This is a genomic window from Haematospirillum sp. H1815 (assembly GCF_012102705.1).
GTDB lineage: Bacteria > Pseudomonadota > Alphaproteobacteria > Rhodospirillales > Rhodospirillaceae > Haematospirillum.
This window is the reverse complement of the sequence record NZ_JAAVTA010000003.1, coordinates 1-15,470: the sequence shown is the minus strand read 5'-3', so window position 1 is coordinate 15,470 and position 15,470 is coordinate 1. Positions and strand designations below refer to the sequence as shown.

Annotated in this window: 14 protein-coding genes; 6 read left to right on the top strand and 8 right to left on the bottom strand. The window is 57.1% G+C overall.

Translation table 11 applies throughout. The features are described from left to right. The first annotated feature begins 3 nt into the window (after positions 1–3). The 3 genes from hemC to HEQ60_RS03855 are packed head-to-tail and all read left to right on the top strand — an operon-like array spanning position 4 to position 4,248. Positions 4–948, top strand: a complete 945-nt coding sequence (hemC, locus tag HEQ60_RS03865) for a hydroxymethylbilane synthase (protein WP_168069708.1) — start codon at positions 4–6, stop codon at positions 946–948. 32 nt (positions 949–980) lie between these two features. Beyond that, a complete protein-coding gene (locus HEQ60_RS03860; protein ID WP_168069706.1) occupies positions 981–2,891 on the top strand; it encodes a uroporphyrinogen-III synthase in 1,911 nt (636 codons plus the stop codon). A gap of 4 nt (positions 2,892–2,895) precedes the next feature. Then, positions 2,896–4,248 carry a heme biosynthesis HemY N-terminal domain-containing protein gene (locus tag HEQ60_RS03855; protein ID WP_168069703.1) on the top strand — a complete coding sequence of 451 codons (1,353 nt, stop codon included), beginning with the start codon at positions 2,896–2,898 and terminating at the stop codon, positions 4,246–4,248. 207 nt (positions 4,249–4,455) lie between these two features. On the opposite strand, the gene gcvPB is transcribed toward HEQ60_RS03855, so the two are convergent. The 6 genes from gcvPB to HEQ60_RS03825 all read right to left on the bottom strand — a co-directional run bounded on the left by gcvPB (position 4,456) and on the right by HEQ60_RS03825 (position 10,973). Continuing rightward, entirely contained in the window at positions 4,456–5,961 is a 1,506-nt protein-coding gene (gene gcvPB / locus HEQ60_RS03850) for an aminomethyl-transferring glycine dehydrogenase subunit GcvPB (protein ID WP_168069701.1), read from the bottom strand. After that, positions 5,958–7,304 (bottom strand): aminomethyl-transferring glycine dehydrogenase subunit GcvPA, encoded by a 1,347-nt coding sequence (gene gcvPA, locus HEQ60_RS03845; protein WP_168069699.1) that lies wholly within the window; start codon positions 7,302–7,304, stop codon positions 5,958–5,960. Before gcvPA ends, gcvPB begins: the two co-directional genes overlap by 4 nt. Before the next feature lie 20 nt (positions 7,305–7,324). Beyond that, a complete protein-coding gene (gene gcvH, locus HEQ60_RS03840; RefSeq protein ID WP_168069697.1) occupies positions 7,325–7,705 on the bottom strand; it encodes a glycine cleavage system protein GcvH in 381 nt (126 codons plus the stop codon). 6 nt (positions 7,706–7,711) lie between these two features. Continuing rightward, positions 7,712–8,848, bottom strand: coding sequence for a glycine cleavage system aminomethyltransferase GcvT (gene gcvT, locus HEQ60_RS03835; protein ID WP_322099285.1), 1,137 nt, complete (start codon positions 8,846–8,848; stop codon positions 7,712–7,714). A 116-nt stretch (positions 8,849–8,964) separates the two neighbouring features. Further along, complete coding sequence (locus tag HEQ60_RS03830) at positions 8,965–9,525, bottom strand: hypothetical protein (protein ID WP_168069693.1); 561 nt, start codon at positions 9,523–9,525, stop codon at positions 8,965–8,967. 80 nt (positions 9,526–9,605) lie between these two features. After that, on the bottom strand, positions 9,606–10,973 hold the full coding sequence (locus HEQ60_RS03825) for a TldD/PmbA family protein (protein ID WP_168069690.1): 1,368 nt from the start codon (positions 10,971–10,973) through the stop codon (positions 9,606–9,608). 457 nt (positions 10,974–11,430) lie between these two features. Here HEQ60_RS03825 and HEQ60_RS10840 point away from each other — a divergent pair, with 457 nt between their 5' ends. After that, on the top strand, positions 11,431–12,921 hold the full coding sequence (locus tag HEQ60_RS10840) for a PAS domain-containing protein (RefSeq protein WP_168069687.1): 1,491 nt from the start codon (positions 11,431–11,433) through the stop codon (positions 12,919–12,921). On the opposite strand, the gene HEQ60_RS03815 is transcribed toward HEQ60_RS10840, so the two are convergent. Together HEQ60_RS03815 and HEQ60_RS03810 are read right to left on the bottom strand one after the other, a co-directional pair. Continuing rightward, a complete protein-coding gene (locus HEQ60_RS03815) occupies positions 12,918–13,751 on the bottom strand; it encodes an alpha/beta hydrolase (RefSeq protein ID WP_168069685.1) in 834 nt (277 codons plus the stop codon). The genes HEQ60_RS10840 and HEQ60_RS03815 overlap by 4 nt on opposite strands. Positions 13,752–13,755: 4 nt before the next feature. Beyond that, positions 13,756–14,733 (bottom strand): ABC transporter ATP-binding protein, encoded by a 978-nt coding sequence (locus tag HEQ60_RS03810; RefSeq protein ID WP_168069682.1) that lies wholly within the window; start codon positions 14,731–14,733, stop codon positions 13,756–13,758. A 113-nt stretch (positions 14,734–14,846) separates the two neighbouring features. Here HEQ60_RS03810 and HEQ60_RS03805 point away from each other — a divergent pair, with 113 nt between their 5' ends. After that, positions 14,847–15,047 carry a zinc-finger domain-containing protein gene (locus tag HEQ60_RS03805; protein WP_168069679.1) on the top strand — a complete coding sequence of 67 codons (201 nt, stop codon included), beginning with the start codon at positions 14,847–14,849 and terminating at the stop codon, positions 15,045–15,047. Between the two features lie 133 nt (positions 15,048–15,180). Next, on the top strand, positions 15,181–15,470 hold a 290-nt coding region (locus tag HEQ60_RS03800; protein WP_168069677.1), incomplete at its 3' end, for a hypothetical protein.

Genomic DNA, 15,470 nt, shown 5'->3' with positions numbered 1-15,470 from the left:
GCTATGAATGCCACAGAGAAAGTACGCATCGGTACCCGCGGAAGTCCCCTCGCGCTTGCACAGGCACACGAGGTAGGTGCCCGTTTGGCCGCGTCCTGTCCGTCTCTGGCCGCGCCAGGGGCTGTTGATGTTGTTGTAATCCGGACAACAGGCGACGCCATTCAGGACCGGCCGCTTTCCGAAATCGGGGGCAAAGGTCTTTTCACGCGTGAACTGGATGAAGCCATGTTGCGTGGCGATATTGATCTGGCTGTCCATTCGATGAAAGATGTGCCGACGGTTCTGCCTGATGGTATTGACCTGCCCTGCATGTTGGAGCGTGAAGATCCGCGTGATGCGTTTTTGTCCCTGAAGGCGTCGTGTTTGGCAGACTTGCCGTCCGGCTCTGTGGTGGGGACGGCTTCCCTGCGGCGCCAGGCCCAGATTCTCGCGCACTTTCCTCATCTCCGGGTCCAGATTCTGCGTGGTAATGTCCAGACCAGAATGCAGCGTCTGGAAGAAGGGGTTGTGGATGCAACCCTGCTGGCCTTGGCTGGCTTGCGTCGGCTGGGTCTGGATGGTCGTGCAACATCTGTTCTTGATACGGATGAAATGCTGCCTGCTGTTGCACAGGGGGCTATTGGTATAACATGCCGTGCCAGTCACCGGGCCATGTATGATATCCTCCAGCCCCTGAGCCATCTGCCAACCATGATCTGTGTTTCCTGCGAGCGTTCTTTTCTGCAAACCCTGGATGGATCCTGTCGGACCCCGATTGCCGGATTGGCCGCGTTGATAGAGGATGGAACACGTCTCCTTCTGAGGGGATTTGTCGCCAATCCAGATGGATCAGGTGTTCGTACCGGTGCCCGTACTGGTTTGGCGGAAGACGCCATCCGTCTGGGACGTGACCTGGCGATGGAGCTTGCAGCCAGTCCTTGTGGCAGGGCGTATGGTATGGGTGGATGATAATCTGTCCGGAAGGTCAAGGGGAGCAGACAATGCGGGTTCTGGTAACACGGCCAACAGAGGACGCGGAGCGCTTGGCAGTCCCGTTGCGTGCGCTGGGCATAGGCGTAATGACAGCACCGTTGTTGGCAGTTGTTGATCATACCCCTGATTCGTTACCGGACCTTGGGGCTGTAGGTGGTTTTCTTCTGACCAGCGCCAATGGCGCCCGTGCCCTGAAGCGTCTTCTGCATCGCTCCCCGGCTGTTGGTGACGCTGTTTATGCTGTTCCGGTTCTGGCAGTTGGTGAGCATACGGCCCGTGTATTACAGGATGCAGGATTCACCAACGTGCAGTCCGCAGATGGTGACAGTGCGGCCTTGTTTGAGCTGTCCTGCCGGACGTTTGCTCCGGATATCGGTCCCCTGTACCATCTGGCAGGGGTTGATATTGCGGGTGATCTGGCTGGCGATTTGCGGGGTAAGGGTTACGACTGCACCCATATTCCCCTGTACGAGACACAGCCCATTCCCCTTTTACCGTCCGAGGTCGTTTCTGCGTTCCGAACCAAAGAGCTGGATGGGGTTGTTCTGTGTTCGGCCCGAACAGCGCAGGTTTTTATCTCACTGGTGTGTCAGGCCGGTTTGGAAAGTCATATGGCATCGGTTACGGCCTGGTGCTTGTCCAGGGCCGTTGCCGATGCGGTATCGGATCTCAAATTTGACAAGGTGCATGTTGCTGAAGCCCCGCAGCAGGATTCTCTTCTGGCTCTTTTCCAGAACGTTGCCGGGGCAGGGCAGGAAGGAACACCAGCCGGGGCGACCGAGCCTGATGGGCGTGTCAGGCGTGCCAAACAGGGCGGGATGATGCGCTGGCGTATCCCTGTCCTTGCTTTTGGTGTGCTCGTTGCTTTGGTTCTGGTTAGTTCCGGATGGCTCTTATCTGTGTTTCCGCGTTTGTCTGCTTCTCTTGATCTTCCGTTGATCTCCCGGGATGTGACTGTGCCGGAAACGGCAGATGTTGCGGCCTTGCGCGGGGAACTGGACGATGTGCGTGCGGCGTTGGGCAATATGCGTCAGGCGCTTGACCAGACCCGGTACCGGTTGGCCCTGGCCGAGCAGCAGATACAGCAGGGTCTTTCCGATCTTGCTCCGGATCCGGGGGCAGAGCCTGACGTGGCAGCCGATGACAACAATGTTCTTCAAGACAGGCTGGACGCCCTTGAGGCAGCCTTGCAGGGTGTAGAGGCGCGCATGCCGCTCTCCCGCGATGATGCCATCAATGCCATGGGGCGCCGGATTGACGAACTGTCACGTGACCGAATTGGTGCAGGGACTGTTCTTGGTCTTGCCGATCGTGTTGCAGCGATGGAGGAACAGGTGCGTCGGACCTCCGGCCGTCAGGAACGTGTGGTGGCTTTTCTGCTGGCTGTCGGTCAGCTACGTGAGGCTATCGATACAGGAAGGCCCTATGGCTTGTCTCTGCGAACAGTGCGGGCCCTGATGCCTGAAGGTGTTGACCCAACTCTTTCCCTTTCTGCCCTGCACGATTATGCCGACAGCGGTATTGCCACGCCGGTTGCCCTGGATCGTCAGCTTTCAGACCTGGTCCCGGCGATTATCCGCGCCGGTTATGGGCCGGATGACCAGTCGGCATGGTGGGCGCGGACTGTAGATGCCCTGACATCCGTTGTTTCTGTTCGCCGCGTTGACGGTGCTGATGTGGCCGACTTTCCGGCGGCTGTGACAGCCCGTGCGGTCGAGGCCGCCTCCGGTGGTGATCTTGCCTCTGCTGTGGCGGAGCTGTCGCGTCTGTCCGGTCAGGCTGTCGAGGTTGCCCAGCCATGGATCCAGATGGCTCAGGCCCGCCTTGCCGCCAATGCAGCCCTTGATGCGTTGATGGACGAGGCTGTTGTGCGCCTGGGGACTGGTGATCCATTGCCTCCACGGAAGCCGGAGGGATAAGGAGATGGTTCTCGGTCTGCTGCGTTGGCTGGTCACGGTTGCATTTTTTGTTGCCTTGGCCGTCTGGTTGGCCCGGAATCCCGGGATGGTTTCCGTGCAGTGGCTGGGGTGGCGGGCAGATACCAACGTTCCTTTTCTTCTGATCCTGTTGGTCCTGTCCGTAGGGCTTGTCTTCTGGCTTTATGGTGTGCTTCGCCGGATTGTATCCCTGCCGTCAACGGTTGGGAGCTGGATGGAGCGTCGCCGTCTGAGAGAGGGGGTGGCTGCTCTTGGCTATGGCTATGCTGCAGCCCTGGCTGGTGATGCTGTTGGTTTGCGTCGTGCGGTTCGTACTGCCCGTCGTGATTTGGGCAGTGATTCTGCGGTGCTTCTTCTGTCAGCGCAGTCGGCTGAGATTGCAGGGGATCATGCGGCGGCTGCCAACATTCTGGCAGGTCTTCTCGATGTTCCCGAGGTACGCCCTGCTGCCTTGAAATCCTTGGCAAGAATGGCCGGGCGTTCCGGGCACCATGCGGAACAGAAGCGCCTGGCCCAAGAGGCTTTTGACCTTAATCCGCGTCTGGACTGGGCTGCTTCCATGTTGCTGGAATGTCAGGTCCGGGATCAGGACTGGGAGGGAGCCCTGTTCACGGCAGAACTTGGACAGAAATTGGGTGTTCTGGAGTGGAGGCATAGCGTCAGTGCTGTGTCTGCTTTCCGGACGGCATATGCTGAAACCCTGTTGGAACGTGGTGATACCAGCGCCGCACGACGGAATGCCCGAAAGGCCATACGTCAGGACCGCCATTTTCTGCCGGCTGTCCTGACGTTGGTGCGTGCCTTGGGGAGGGAAGGGGCCATGGCCAAGGCTATGTCCCTGATCCGGGGTGTTTGGCCGGATATGGCACATCCTGCTCTTGCCACCGCTTTTCTGGAGTTATGCGTCCGCGAGCCAGAGTTGCAGCGCGTGGCCCGGGTCAAGACCTTGACCGACAGGGCTCCTTTACATCCGGAAAGCGCGTTTCTTCTGGCTACGGTTTCCCTGGAGGCCAAGCTGTGGGGGCAAGCTCGATCAGCTTTGGAGGGATTGTATCGCAACGGACTTGAAGATCCGCGCCTTGCATCCTTGATGGCTTTGATCGAAGAGGACGAAAAGAAAGACTCTGTCAGGGCAGCTCTTTGGCTTCGGCGTGCCGCCCAATGGTCATCGGGCCGTTCTCCTGATCCGACACCGGTTTCAGCCCGGGTTTGGCTTTCTTCCGTGTTTTTGACTGCAGCCGCCCCGGCCTTGCGGTCTGCTTTGCCTGCTCCGCGTCCGGAAACAGGGGATGGGGCAGACAGAAAAACCCCGGCACCCGGAGATATCTCACTGCCCTGAGATGTCTCGACGGGTAACCGGGGTAAGTGCCCTTCTCTCTGCTCTCACCCCTTTACCAGCAAAAGGCGGGCCAGATGGGGGTATGGCGGGATTCTGCCCGAGGTTCCGCTTTTTCATGACCAGTCTTCGCAAAATGCAAACCAAGGCGCAAATCTGCGGCATGCCCTCCGGTCGCGGGGCCTTGGGGTTTTATCATGTCTTGATATGTCAGGTTTCGTGGGGTGACCAGCGAAGAACAGGTGTACGGGCTGCACGGGTTTCATCCAGCCTCCGCCGTGGTGTGTAGACGGGTGCCTTATGAAAGCGTTCGGTCTGGCCTTGCCGGATTGCGGCGACCAAGCTGCGAACGGTTTCGATGAACGCATCCAGGGTTGCTTTGCTCTCGGTTTCTGTTGGTTCTATCAACAAGGCCCCCTGAACCACCAAAGGGAAGTATATGGTCATGGGGTGGAACCCTTCATCAATCAGGGCCTTGGCAAAGTCCAGTGTACTGATGCCTGTATCTTTCAGGAAACGGTCATCAAACAGGACTTCGTGCATAACCGGTTCTGTGAAGGGCGCTGACAAGACATCACCCAGTTGGGCCAGAAGATAGTTGGCGTTCAGCACGGCATCACCGGAGGCCTGCTGCAGCCCGTCCAGCCCCATGGACATCATGTAGGCCATGGCGCGTACAAACATGCCAAACTGCCCATGGTACCCCTTGAGCCGTCCAAAGGGGTTGTTCCCGTCTGCGCGTGCCTCGTCCTCTGTTTCAATCAGGCGGAACCCTTCAGGGTATCGCTTGACGTAAGGTACCGGGGCAAAACGTGCCAGTGCCTCGGACAGGACCGTTGGACCAGATCCTGGTCCGCCGCCCCCATGTGGCGTGGAAAAGGTTTTGTGCAGGTTGATATGCATGGCGTCCGCGCCAAGATCCGCAATCCGGACCCGTCCGACCAAGGCATTGAAGTTTGCCCCGTCCATGTACACAAACCCGCCGGCACGATGGACCTCTTCAGCGATCGCCGCCATTTCACTCTCAAACAGCCCGCAGGTATTCGGGTTTGTAATCATGATGGCCGCGACATGGGGGCCCAGACGCTCCCGCACGGCCTTGACCGAAACACGCCCACTGCTTTCTGCAGGAATACCTTCCACCCGGAATCCGCACAGGGTGGCTGTGGCCGGATTGGTGCCATGTGCGCTCTGTGGGACCAGAACCGTTCTGCGTGAGTCCTGCCTTTCATCCAGTGCGGCCCGGATGGCCATCATTCCGCAGAGTTCGCCGTGTGCCCCTGCGGCTGGTGAGAGAGCAACAGCAGCCATTCCTGTCAGTTCTTTCAGCCAGCTCCCTAACCTGTCCATCAGGGCCAAGGCTCCTTGGGATGTTGAAACGGGTTGGAACGGATGAATGGCGGCCAGACCAGAAAGCCGGGCCAGTTTCTCGTTAAGCCGGGGATTGTGTTTCATGGTACACGACCCCAAGGGAAAGAAGCCCGTGTCGATCCCGAAGTTCTTCTGTGACAGCCGTGTATAGTGGCGCACGACCTGAGGCTCGGCCAATCCGGGCAGACCAATCTTTGTGGTGCGTCGCATTGATCCAAGCCTGGGGTGGTGTGCAGGGGCAGGGGGTAGGTCAACAGCGGTTCGTTCCGCGTGCTCGTACTCGAAGATCAGGCGCTCTTCTGTCTGAAGCCCTTTGTTACCGGTAAACGTAGACGGGGTGGTCATGCCAGTATGTCCCCCAGATGATGGACCAAGGTCCGTATCTCAGCATCGGTGTTGGTTTCTGTAACGGCCACCAGAAGGATATTCTCAACAGTCGTGTCGCCGGGCCAGAAACGACTTGCCGGAATGCCGGCCAGAATATTGCGCCCGGCCAGGGCATCAACAACCGGCGTTGCCGGCTGTTTCAGCATCAGTGCAAATTCATTGAAGAATGTTCCGGACAGAAGCGAGACGCCCGGGATAGCTGCCAGGCGATCAGCCGCAGTACAGGCCAGCGCATGATTCAGCTCCGCGAGTTCTGTAAAGCCCTTGTCGCCCAAGAGGGTCATGAAGATCGAGAAGGCTGTGGCAATCAGGCCGGAGTTTGTGCAGATATTGGATGTCGCTTTCTCGCGCCGTATGTGCTGTTCCCGCGTGGAAAGAGTCAGGACAAAGCCTCGCCGCCCTTCGCTGTCGACGGTCTCTCCGCACAAGCGTCCGGGCATTTGACGGACAAATGCATTCCGGGTTGCAAACAGCCCGACTCCTGGCCCCCCAAACCCGGGTGGTATGGCGAGGCTCTGCCCCTCTCCAACCACGATATCAGCCCCCATTGCACCGGGCGGTTTCACTATGCCTAGGCTAAGCGGCTCACAGACAGCAACCACCAAAAGAGCTCCTGCGGCATGCAGGGCATTGGCCAAGTCTGTGGTGTCGTGCAAGTGCCCGAAGAAACCCGGTGTCTGTACGATGATACAGGCAACGTCTGTTTCGACATACTTCAGCAGATCTTCCTGATTCATCGGATCCGGAGGAAGGGTCTCGACGTCTATGGCGGTATGCTTGAGGAAAGTGTGTGTTGTAGACGAGAAATGCGGGTGCACCTGACCGGATATCACAACCCGGGAACGCCCGGTAATCCGTGCTGCCATGGCCGCAGCCTCGGCACAGGCGGTTGCACCGTCATACAGCGAGGCGTTGGCCACCTCCATGCCGGTGATCATGGCCACCTGGGTCTGGAACTCGAAAAGGACCTGTAGGGTTCCCTGGGCGATTTCGGGCTGGTATGGCGTATAGGCGGTCATGAATTCGCCCCGCTGGATCAAATAGTCCAGTGCGGCAGGAACGTGGTGGAAGTAGTTCCCGGCGCCCAGAAAGGCAGGTCCCTTGGTGATGTCCAGATTTCGTGCTGCCAGTGTCTGGATTTCCCGCTCCACATCCATTTCGCAGCGTGACCCGGGCAAATGACGTGGCGCATTGTCCCGTGCGGCTTGTGGGATAGACCGGAACAGGTCTTCGACAGACTTGGCCCCGATACGATCCAGCATCTGTCGCCGGTCTTCTTCTGTGAGTGGCAGGTAACGCATGGTCCGCTCCTGCGTTATGGTCAGTCCTGGAGTGTGCCTGTAAGGGCAGCATATTCGTCCCGCCTCATCAAGGAGGCGAGTTCACCCGGGTTGGACAGGGTGATGCGGAACAACCAGCCATCCGATTCGGCGGCCCTGTTGACCAGCCCTGGATCCTGCGTTAGCTGTGCATTGGTCTCTGTGACGCGGCCCGAGACGGGTGTGTATACATCGGATGCAGCCTTGACGGATTCGATAACGGCTGTTTCCTGCCCCTGCGTGACCGTATGGCCGGAGTCTGGAAGATCGACAAAGACGATATCTCCCAAACGACCCTGTGCAAAATTGGTAATGCCGACCGTTCCCTGTTGTCCGTCGACCAGGATCCATTCATGTTCCTTGGTAAAATACACGTCAGCCATCCGTTCCTATCCCCGATGATAACGATGAGCGACAAAAGGCAGTTTTACAGCATGTGCCTGCACCGTACGGCCCCGGATCAGCAGATTCAGGTTGGTGCCGGGCTTGCTGAATGCGGTGTCCACGTATCCCATGGCAATGGGACGTTCCAACGTCGGAGAGAAACTGCCGCTGGTTATCGTTCCAACCGGCGTTCCATCGGGGGCTTGTATAACGGTTCCAGTCCGTGCGGGGGCGCGTCCTTCCGGCAGGATCCCAACCCGGAGACGCGGTGCGTGGTCTTGTATTTGTGACAGGATGATGTCTGCACCGGGAAACCCGCCATTGCTGCGCCGTCGTTTTCCGATGGCAAACGTCAAGTCTGCTTCGACCGGGGTTGTATCTGGAGTGATGTCTGCCCCGTGCAGCGGAAGCCCCGCTTCAAGCCGTAGGGTATCCCGGGCCCCCAAGCCCGCTATGTTGACATCCGGGTGCTCAAGAAGATGGCGCATCAGGCGTTCGGCATGGGATGTCGGGGCCGAAATCTCGAATCCATCCTCTCCAGTGTAACCAGACCGGGTTACGAAACACGGGATACCATCCAGTGTCAGTGGCCCAGCATCCATGAACACCATTGATGCTGCAGCCGGCGCGAAGCGCGACAAGACGCGCCCTGCACGGGGGCCTTGCAGCGCAAGCAGAATACGGTCAGGAAATGTGATGCGGATATCTGGCTCTGCCAGCGACTCCAGGATCGGGAAAATGACTTGTTTGTTGCCTGCATTGCTTACGCAAAGCCACCGGTGCTGCCCATCACTTCCCGCCCCCATATTGGCAACCATGATGTCGTCCACAATGCCTCCACGGTCATTGAGGACAAGGGTATAGCGCTGACGACCTGGTTTTAGTTCTGTCAGCGAGCCTGGGCATATAGTTTCCAGCGCTTCGGCAATATTGCGACCGGACAGGACAGCCTGTCCCATGTGGGAGACATCGAACAGCGCGGCAGACCTGCGGCAGTGGAGATGCTCGGCAAGAATGCCCTGTTCGTAATGCAGGGGCATTGTGTAGCCGGAAAAAGGCCCCATGCGCGCACCCAGCGAACGGTGCAGTTCATCCAGAGCAAGGCCTTGACACTGATGAAGGTCAACCACGGTCTCAGACACAGTCACAGCCTCCGGGGTCAGGTTACCCGATCCTGCGGTTGGCATGATCGGATTATGTTTTGTTTACAGCTCCATACATCACGTCTTGTCGCGCACTGACGGCGTGTATTGATGGGTCAACGCGTCTTGGGGCGGCGATTATGGTGCAGTTCATGCGGTTCCAGCTGAAAGCCGACGTAAACCGGAGTATCTGCAGGATTGCGTCCTTTCAGAGGCAGGTTGATGCGTACCTCTGTATCACGAATCATCATGGTGGGTACGTTGCCGTCCGGATAGCGGAATGTAACCGGAAAAACCTGTTTCCCGGCGGTGTCGGGGAAGAAGGCGGGAAGGGCAACAAAGTACTGGAACGTACCTGTCTCTACAGATGCTGCTGGTCCCTTGCTGACAGCAAACAGCACCTTCATCCGTATATCCATGCTGTCTGTTTTTGCATCGTAGCCGCAATCACCGGAGAAATCGACCAGCTCGGCCTGGAATACGACATCCGTTAAATCCTGCCCTTTGTCGCCACGGAACCGGGTCAGGCTGGCCGTATCCTTGTCAATACGGACATCGGGGCATGTCGGTGACGATGTGTCCTTTCCAGAGCATCCTGCCAAGGCAAGAGCAAATACGGAGAGGGTTATAGCGGTTGCTTGACGACACAGAACCAAGGCACGCGAAGGACTCATCATATCTCTCGATCAAACCAGACAGGAGTGAAGATGTAACGTGTTTCTGTTTTCCCTGCAACGTATGGTGCCGGAGCCGGGTGTCAGGATCCTGCGATCGTCATACCCTCCACGCAGACAGATGGAGCATCGGTTCCCTGAAGGAACTCCAGGTCATTGGCCGGCGCTATGGTGCGGAACATGTCCCTCAGGTTCCCGGCAATGGTAATTTCATGGACCGGGAAGGCGATTTGTCCTTTTTCAATCCAGAATCCCGAACATCCGCGGGAGTAGTCCCCGGTAACCATGTTGACACCTTGTCCGAACAGGTCCGTGACCATAAGCCCTGTCCCGATCCGGGCCAGCATGGCATCAAGGCTTTCCTTGCCGGGTTCCAGCCAGACATTGGAAACGCCGGGCGACGGTGGTGCAGAAACCCCGCGTACGGCATGTCCTGTACTCTTGAGACCCAATTGTCGGGCGGATGCAAGGTCCATTGTCCAGGTGGTCAGAATCCCGTCCTCGATCAGGCGGCGTCGCACCGTTGGCAGACCTTCTGCATCAACCGGGCGTGATCTCAACCCCCGTGGACGGTGGGGATCTTCAGTGATGTGTATGCCGGGCGAAAACACCCGTTGGCCGAGAGAGTCTTTCAGAAACGATGTGCCACGGGCAATGGAGGCTCCATTGATGGCCCCGCACAGGCTGCCAACAAGTCCACGGGCAACCCGTGACTCGAAGACAACAGGCACCTTGCACGTCTTGATCTTGCGTGCCCCCAGCCTGCGTACTGTGCGTTCTCCTGCCTTGCGCCCCACACTCTGTGGATCGGCCAGATCGGACAACCAGACTGTAGAGGTCCACTCATAATCACGTTCCATACCGTCACTGCCTTCTCCGGCAATGACTGATACAGACAGTGAGGAGCCCGAGGTGCGGTAGCTGTGTTCGAAACCATTGGATGCGACCAGCGTGACCGTTGAGGTACCCCATGAGGCATCTGCGCCTTCGGAGTTTGTGACGCCAGATACAGAGCGCGCGGCTTCTTCTGCGGCGCGTGCCATGCCGATCAGTTCGTCTGCCGAGGCTTCCCTTGGGTCAAAATTGTCAAGGTCCGGTATGGTGTGGGCCAAGTCCGATGGGTCAGCCAGCCCGGCAAAGTGATCCTCGGGGACGGAACGTGCCATGGCCATGGCACGTTCCACCAGTTCTGCAAGTGCTGCCTTGCTGCGATCTCCCGATGAGACAATAGCCTGACGTTTGCCAATCAGGACCCGAAGCCCAATATCGCCCCCTTCTGCTTGTTCCAGACTTTCCAGTTTTCCATTCCGGCAGGTTACGGAAATGGACCGACCGTCAATCAAGAGACCGTCAGCAGCATCGGCACCTGCGCGACGGGCAGACCGTACCAGGTCATCCAGGATGTCTCTGGCGTCAGGGTGGCGAACAGTCGGGATGGAAAAAGCAGTCATGGCATGGATCCGTTTTTTGCGGAGGCAGGCGAGTCAGCACCGTGTGTGCAGGGCACATGTGTAGCAGTTTTTTTTCGGCATGTATTGCTGTTGTTGAGCATGGGAAACCCCGCACAGAGAGTGTGATGCAGCCTTGTTTGTTCAGCCTTGTTTGTGGTCGGCTTGTTCCAGCTGCCCTGGTGAACGTTTTCACTCTATATAGGGGTGATATGCAGGGGTGTGTGTATGGCCCGAGAAGGATGCGTAATAAACAAATAGTATATGCAATCCATATTGTATCGGCATGGGACATTTTATGGATTCATGTGATCTAAATCATTAATAGTTATTGAAAACAGAACATTGTGACTATGTGTCTGTTATGTGGCCATTGCGGTTGGTAGTGTGGAGCCATCCTTGATTTATCGGTAGATTCCGCCGGACAAAACACAGCCATACAAGCATGGGGGATTCTCCGGTGTCTCAGATTCCGGGTAGCAGTGCGCTTTTCTGTCTTTTGACGGTCGCCGCAACCGTTTTCTCGCTTGGGTTTGCCTTGCGTTTCCTGGATTGCCTTGTGGGGTGGTCACGCTTGGTTGTCTTTTCAGTGTATGGTGCCATGATTATTATTGTGGCTACGCTGCTGACACTAGCTGTCTCCTTGCGGGTTCCTGATTTGGCATATGGATCTGTGATCACAGGGATAGATGCTACAGATGTGGCCGGAATGGTTGTCAGCTTTTGTCTGTCCATTCTGGTTGGTCCTCTGGTGGGATTCGGTGCTGCCCTGGCTGCGTTGCCGGTTGATATGCTGCGCCACGTAGCCAGTGGGGGATGTGTTTCCTATCTTGTTCTGTGCGGTCTTGGCCTTGGGCTTGGAGTGATCTACAGGCGTCGTGCACCGCGCCATGTGCTGGCTGTCGGTTTTGTTGCTTCTGCCATGGTATGTGCTGTCTCTGTTGTTTCCTGTCTCATTTCTGTTCCTTCCGTTCCTGTCGATGTTGTTGTCTTTGAAATTACGGCTGTGGCCCTGACGACAGGCCTTCTCGTTATGGGGACCTTGGTTTTTATGCGCAGGGAACTGGGTTCCTCTGTCTCTTCTCTACGAGCTGGATCTTCTTCGGCATCCGAGTCTGCGACGCATAGGAAGGCACTGGAGAAGCGGGTTCGTGAATATTCCAGGACTCTGGAGGAAGCGGAAAGTCGCTACAATGCACTATCAGACTTGTGCCCTGATGCGCTGCTCGTTCACGTCAGTGGTTCTATTGTTTCCGCCAATATGGCCGCGGCCAGAATTCTGGGTTATCCAGATGCTGACAGCTTGATTGGTGTGACCCTCATGACATTGGTGCCGGATGATTTGCACGACCGCGCTTCGGCTCGTACACGGCTGGCCATGGGGGGGCATCCCTTGCCTTACGTTGAAGAACGCCTGTTGTGTCGTGATGGGTCCGTTGCGCATGTCGAGGTTGGCGGGCGTCCTGTGACATTCTGCGGAGCTCGCGCTGTCATGCTGATGATACGTGATATTTCCCGTCGCCGGGAGGCTGAGGCGGCCTTGAAAGAAGGGAGTGATCGCTGGCGCCTTCTGTTCGAAAACATGCCTGATCCGATCGTGATTCTTGATCTCGATATTGGTCGAATCGAGGCGGTGAATGCCAGTGCCAGGATTTTCTTTGGTGACGTGTTCCAGAACAAGACCGATGCCGTCGATGTGTCCTGGAGTCTTGCCTCGCTTTTGTGTGCGATCGCGTGCGAAACAGAAGAAACCCGGACATGCGTTACCAAGGTTTTACCGCGTGCCACGGGAATGGCAGGCCCGTCCAGTCTTTGCATTACGCGCTTCCCGTATAACGGGCGCCGCAAGGCGCTGATGCTGGTGCGTGATTTTGATGTCGCAACCAAATCGCTGTGGAGCCGCCAGTCACCTTTCAAGAACGTGTTGCTGCCAGAGAGAGTTTGCTCTTAGGCTACGTTCTTGATCCAGTGTGCTATGTCGCGGAGCACGTCTGCTCGACAGGTATCACGGAACAGGAGGTGCCAGCCTTCCGGGTAGACAACGATCTTGCAGGATTGTGCCGGCATAACACACATTGCAGCCTGCACGGCTTTCAGTGGAATGACAGGATCATGCTTCCCGTGTAGCCACAGCAGCGGTGTTGTCGCGGTTGGGCATACTGACCAAGCCTTGTCCATCAGGGCCGTAACGCCATGCAGGGCGTCTATCCTGACATCTCTTATGACGAAGGGGTCATTTTTCCAGTACGCGAGGGTGTCTGGATTATCGCTCGGGCGTATCCGTGAGGTCCGTGTGTTCAGCGTTTTTTTGGGAAACAGGCGATTCATGATGAAAAGAAACGCTCGGTATGTACGCGGCATGGACGCCCTGGACCAGACAGCGGGTGCAGAGAGTATAGCCCCGTCCACATGAATTTTTTCTGTTTGCGTCAGAAGGCAGAGAGCGATGGCTCCGCCCATGCTTTCCCCGAAAAGAAACAGGGGCTTTTGGGGCCATAGTGCACGTAGCTGGTGCAGAATACAGGTCGCATCCTGAACCAGTGTAGCATCTCCCGGCCAATGGCCTGCATCAGGATTTCGCCCGAAGCCCCGCTGGTCATAGCTATAGAGGGCTATGCCCTGCTCTGACAACCATGCACCGGCGCCGGAAAAGGCAGAGCTATGGTCATTGAAACCATGCAGGCCCAGTACGATGCTGTCTGGCTCAGTCGAATCGGGCAGCCACGCCTGCATGGGCAAGGCCTTGCCGTCCTTCATGATAACGGTGTCGGTGCTGTGCATGGTGTCAGGCGTTTTGTTGTGCCTGACACCCGGTGCCGGTCAGCTGCAGGAAGATATCCTCCAGATCCGCTTCATCCGTGCTCAGGTCGCGAATGCTATAGCCGGCCCGGTGCACGGCTTCCAGAAACTCTGGTATTTTTGCCTCGGAGGGACGGTAACGAAACACAACAGCATTGCGTGTTGTATCAATGTCTCCTCCTGCAAGGGCAATGGTATCCGGCAGGGAACTGAGGGGTTCATGGACCATGATTGTCAGTGTTTTGTTGTCCAGGCGACCAAGAAGAGCGGATGTCGTGTCACACGCAACGAGTTTACCGCGATTGATGATGGCAATCCGGTCGCACAGCTCCTCGGCCTCTTCCAGGTAATGGGTTGTCAGGATGACGGTTGTGCCCCTGCGGTTCATGGCCCGCACCTGTTCCCACAACTGTTGGCGCAGTTCGATATCAACGCCGGCTGTTGGTTCATCCAGAACAAGAATCGGCGGGCTGTGGACCATGGCCTTGGCTACCAAAAGGCGGCGGCGCATGCCTCCGGAGAGGGTTCGGGCATAGGAATGTGCTTTGTCGCTGAGGCCGACCGTGGCCAGGATGTCATCAGTGCGTCTTTCTTTGGCCGGTACGCCATACAGGCCTGCCTGAACTTCCAGCAGTTCGCGCGGGCTGAAAAAGGGGTCAAGGTTCAGTTCCTGCGGCACGACCCCGATAGACAGGCGGGCCTGCCGTTCCTGCTGGTCCAGGTCGTTGTTCCAGATCCGTACCGTGCCGGAAGTTTTGCGCACCAGTCCGGCCAGAATATTGATCAATGTTGACTTCCCGGCTCCGTTCGGTCCGAGAAGGGCAAAAAAAGATCCGCGCGGGATGTCCAAGGTAATGTTGTCAAGAGCAACTTTTGGTCCGGTACCGCCTCTGGCAGGGTAAACCTTGCAGACGTTATGCAGCGAGATCGCGTTATCTGGGCAGTCCTGGTATGAAACGGGCATTGCTGTGACTTTTCCGGTTGGCTGGGTTGCTGTGACTGTGGCATTGATCGCGGGGTTATACCGGGTATCATTTGTATCCGGGCGTGGTTCATTATACACGGAGACAGGAAACGATGTCCCATACTGCCACAGTTACTGTGACCGAGACGGTCGAGATCGAGTCCATGGAAACGTCCTGCGATGGGGGTTCGCCTGCCCAAGGTCATCCCAGGGTATATCTGCATCTGGATCCAGACAGCCATGACATTGTTTGTCCGTATTGTTCCCGCAAATTTGTCCTGAAGGCTGGTGCCTCGGCAGCCGGGGGGCATTGATACCCGCTATGGGGCGGTACCCGATTCCGGGTCCTGCATGATGTCTTTTTAATGGCATTAACTTGGTTTTGTGTGTCCGCCCTGCAGGACGATCTTGCGGGGCGTTGTGGTTTTTGAGGCGCAAGGGCGTGATATGAAGCATCTCTTTCTGGTTGATGGATCCGGTTATATCTTTCGCGCCTATCATGCCTTGCCCCCCCTGTCCCGCAGCGATGGTACCCCGACAAACGCGGTGTCCGGGTACACCAGCATGATGATGAAGCTGGTCGAGGACACGGATGCGGATTATGTGGCGGTTATCTTTGACGCTGCCCGCCGATCTTTCCGGACCGATCGTCTTGTTCTTCATGGCATCGTAGAGCGCGACCCCTTCCCCGACCAGCTGCATCAGATCCTTGTCGGAGGAGACAATCGTCACCCTCA